The organism is Fictibacillus nanhaiensis, assembly GCF_023715445.1.
Lineage (GTDB): Bacteria > Bacillota > Bacilli > Bacillales > Fictibacillaceae > Fictibacillus > Fictibacillus nanhaiensis_D.
Genome location: NZ_JAMBOD010000027.1, coordinates 1 through 2,483, shown reverse-complemented (window position 1 = coordinate 2,483; position 2,483 = coordinate 1). Strand labels below are relative to the sequence as shown.

Here is a 2,483-nt window from a genome sequence, read left to right as displayed (position 1 = left end):
GTAAGCGTCAATTAAATGACACCTTCTTTCTGGATGTTCTTTCATGTGATAATCAAGTCATCTTTTATTCCAGAAGGGGGATATCATATGGATACATCAACTCGATTTTCTACATTTGGGACAGATGAAAAAGATTTAAAGTGGATTCGAATTATTGAAGAATGGCGTGATAGTGGTCAGTCGATCGCAGAATGGATCAGAGAACATGATGAGTTCACCTATGATCAATTCCATCATTATAGAAGAAAGCTTTTTCCCGACGAATTGAGAAAAAGAGACAACTCGAATAAAAAGGAAAGCATCGAACAAGAAACGTTTGAAAGAGAAACTACATGGTCTGCTCTTTCGATGGAGTTGCCTACCTCCTCAATTGATGTGTTTGTCAATCGGTATCGCGTCGTCGTCAAGGCAGGATTTGACCAAGAACTTCTTCGTGAAGTGGTGGAGGTACTGAAAGATGCGAATTAATTTAGAAGGGATCACAGGGATTTATTTGGCACATGGTGTTACCGACATGAGACTGTCTATAGACGGATTAGCAGCAAAGGTTCAAGAGACGTTTCAATTAGATCCGTGCTCATCCAACATATTCTTATTCTGTAATCGTTCACGTGACCGTGTGAAAATCCTTCATTGGGATCATAATGGGTTCTGGTTATATTATCGCCGTCTCGAGAATGGCACCTTTCGATGGCCCCTCGGGCCCCAAGATCAAACGACGTCAATCAACCCACGGCAGCTTCGATGGATGTTAGAAGGCTTGACGCTCGAAGAAGGAAAGGTGTTTCCGAAAATTACAGGTACAAAAGTCATTTAAAAGGTCGAAAACCAAGAGTTGCTTTCGTATTGTTTAATATGAGTAAAATGACGACGGATTCACCTAATAAAACTGAACATCAAAAACAAATCGAGACTCTTGAAAAGCAAAACAAGGAATTGAAAGCCCTCGTTGCTTGGTATGAAGAACAATTTCGTTTAAAAAAACACCAGCAATATGGGGCATCAAGTGAGAAATTGTCTGACGATCAGCTTGAACTTCCTCTTTTCAACGAAGCTGAAATCACAGCTGTTTCCGTGGAAGAAGTTGAAGAGTCTTCTATAGAAAAGAAACAGAAGAAAAGTCCGCGTAAAACGTACGCCGATACCGTGCCTGTAGAAACGGTAAGCTATACCCTGCCCGAAGAGGAGCAGGGTTGTTTGAGTTGCGGTAATGATATGCATGTGATGAAAAAAGAGACGCGCCGTGAGCTGCAGATTATTCCTGCACAAGTGAAGATCATCCAACATGAACGAGAGGTCTATGCTTGCCGGAACTGTGAACAAACCAATATCTCTACTCCAATCGTACAGGCACCTATGCCAAATCCAGTCTATCCGAAGAGTATGGCTTCGCCTTCGGCTATAGCTTACGTACTGATTCAAAAGTATATGGCGAGTGTCCCTCTCTATCGACAAGAAAAGCAATTCGAACAACTTGGCGTAACTCTATCCCGACAAACATTATCGAATTGGATTCTTTACGTAGCCAATACCTGGGTGGACCCTTTGGTCCAACATATGAAGCAAACCTTATTAAACCAAGAGGTTCTTCATGCGGATGAAACCACGGTTCAAGTGCTCCAAGAAAAAGAGCGCGCACCCACTTCAACTTCTTACATGTGGTTATACCGGACGGGACGAGCAGGACCGAAGTGTGTGTTGTTTGATTATCAAACCACAAGGGCTTCCAAACATCCAAAGCGGTATCTACAAGGATTTAAGGGAAAATTGCATGTGGATGGTTACAAAGGCTATGAAGGTTTGTCCGGTGTAACACTTTCGGGTTGTTGGGCACACGTCCGGCGGAAATTTGATCAAGCACAAAAAGCCGCGCCTCCCAAACAAGGCGGACAGCTGACTCTGGCGGAACAAGCGCTGAAAAAAATGGGAGCTTTATATAAAATTGAAAAGGATATCGCTTCTAAATCGTTCGAAGAACGACTGAAAATACGTCAAGAGCAAAGTATACCTTTGGTGGAGGCTTATTTCACATGGCTAAAAACGATTAAGCCGCAGGTATTGCCGAAGAGTAAACTAGGGGAGGCAATTCAGTACGCGCTGAATCAACAAAAGAAATTAGAGCAACCATTTGAGGATGGCCGCCTTGATATTGATAACAACGCAGCCGAAAGAAGCATTAAACCTTTTGTGATTGGTCGAAAAAACTGGTTGTTTTCCAACTCTTCAAAAGGTGCCAAATCAAGTGCCTCGATCTATAGCTTACTGGAAACCGCCAAAGAAAATAATTTGAATGTCTTTCATTACTTCATTTATCTGTTTAAAACATTACCAAATATAGATATGGAAGATTCGAATCAGCTTCAAAAACTCGTTCCATGGTCAACAGATCTACCCGAATCATGTTATTTAGCTAATCATAAGGAATAACAAAAGTTTAAATGATCCACACCTTGAAAAGCAGGTGTGGATCATTTTACGCTTAC

3 protein-coding genes are annotated in these 2,483 nt (G+C 41.7%); all 3 read left to right on the top strand.

What is annotated here, in order from left to right:
- Positions 1-87 precede the first annotated feature (87 nt).
- The 3 genes from tnpA to tnpC are packed head-to-tail and all read left to right on the top strand — an operon-like array spanning position 88 to position 2,427.
- Positions 88-468, top strand: a complete 381-nt coding sequence (tnpA, locus tag M3196_RS21645; protein WP_251324364.1) for an IS66 family insertion sequence element accessory protein TnpA — start codon at positions 88-90, stop codon at positions 466-468.
- A complete protein-coding gene (gene tnpB / locus M3196_RS21640) occupies positions 458-817 on the top strand; it encodes an IS66 family insertion sequence element accessory protein TnpB (RefSeq protein ID WP_251324363.1) in 360 nt (119 codons plus the stop codon). The genes tnpA and tnpB overlap by 11 nt, the downstream gene beginning before the upstream one ends.
- A 38-nt stretch (positions 818-855) precedes the next feature.
- Positions 856-2,427 (top strand): IS66 family transposase, encoded by a 1,572-nt coding sequence (gene tnpC / locus M3196_RS21635; RefSeq protein WP_251324365.1) that lies wholly within the window; start codon positions 856-858, stop codon positions 2,425-2,427.
- Positions 2,428-2,483: the final 56 nt, after the last annotated feature.

What these genes read in the sequence shown, in the direction of transcription:
- tnpC (WP_251324365.1), top strand. Translation starts at nt 856, where the DNA reads ATGAGTAAAATGACGACGGATTCACCTAATAAAACTGAACATCAAAAA.
- tnpB (WP_251324363.1), top strand. Translation starts at nt 458, where the DNA reads ATGCGAATTAATTTAGAAGGGATCACAGGGATTTATTTGGCACATGGT.
- tnpA (WP_251324364.1), top strand. Translation starts at nt 88, where the DNA reads ATGGATACATCAACTCGATTTTCTACATTTGGGACAGATGAAAAAGAT.